At 67.6% G+C, this 843-nt stretch carries 1 protein-coding gene; it reads right to left on the minus strand.

Annotation, left to right across the window (positions count from 1 at the left end):
• Positions 1-18 precede the first annotated feature (18 nt).
• On the minus strand, positions 19-690 hold the full coding sequence (locus F6Q13_RS18155; RefSeq protein ID WP_293059500.1) for an HAD family hydrolase: 672 nt from the start codon (positions 688-690) through the stop codon (positions 19-21).
• Between the last annotated feature and the right edge of the window lie 153 nt (positions 691-843).

Genomic DNA, 843 nt, shown 5'->3' on the forward strand with positions numbered 1-843 from the left:
TGGCTGCGCGGCAGCGCGCTACGCGGGTAACGCGAGCAGCCCAGTCGCGACCTCGGTCAGGTCGTCTCCAACGATGTCGGCAGGGCTGAACACCTCGGCGTAGTGGCCTTCCAGGCGACTGGCCCAGCCGGTGACCCACCCGGCACTTTTGGCGCCGTGGCAGTCGAACGCGTGCACGGCGATCAAGGCGACCTTGCTGGCGGGACTGGCGACAATACGCGCCGCGTGGTCGTAGATCTGCCAACTCGGTTTCCAGCTGGACACCTCGGCCCCGCTGATGATCGTGTCGACGTAGCCTGCGAGGTTGTTGCGGGCGAGAAAATTGGTGGTGGCCTCGGCGGTGCCATTGCTCAAGCACACCAGCGAAATCCCTGCCTGAGCCAGCATCCCCAGCGCGGGCTCGACGTCGGGGTGAGCCGGGAGCGCGCCGAAACCGGCCAGCACATAACCCACCGCGTCATCGTCGAGCGCGCCCCGCGCCAACGAGCGCAATGCTGCCGCCGCCACCGCGGGGAACGGATGATAGCTCCCGGCCAGGGTCAACGCCATGCCATCGCGCAGCAACCGGTCCAACCAGCGCTCCAGCAGCGTGGGAGCAAGTCCGACATCGGCGAACCGGGACCGCAGCGGCTCCAGCGACATCAGCGTTTCGACAACGTCGAACACCACAGTTCGCGGCCGATGCAGCATCGGTGTACCTCCTCGTCACCGAGCCGCCACACACCGACGACCGGTGGTAACAAACCTATGCAGCGGGATTACCGCCGCCACCGGCTCCACCACGGAGCCGCCGTTTGCTCACCGCGGGCCGCGGCCAGCACCTGCCGCACCGTGGGATTCACC

Origin of the sequence: Mycobacterium sp. (assembly GCF_008709575.1) — a bacterium.
Taxonomy (GTDB): domain Bacteria; phylum Actinomycetota; class Actinomycetes; order Mycobacteriales; family Mycobacteriaceae; genus Mycobacterium.

What these genes read in the sequence shown, in the direction of transcription:
- F6Q13_RS18155 (WP_293059500.1), bottom strand. Translation starts at nt 690, where the DNA reads ATGCTGCATCGGCCGCGAACTGTGGTGTTCGACGTTGTCGAAACGCTG.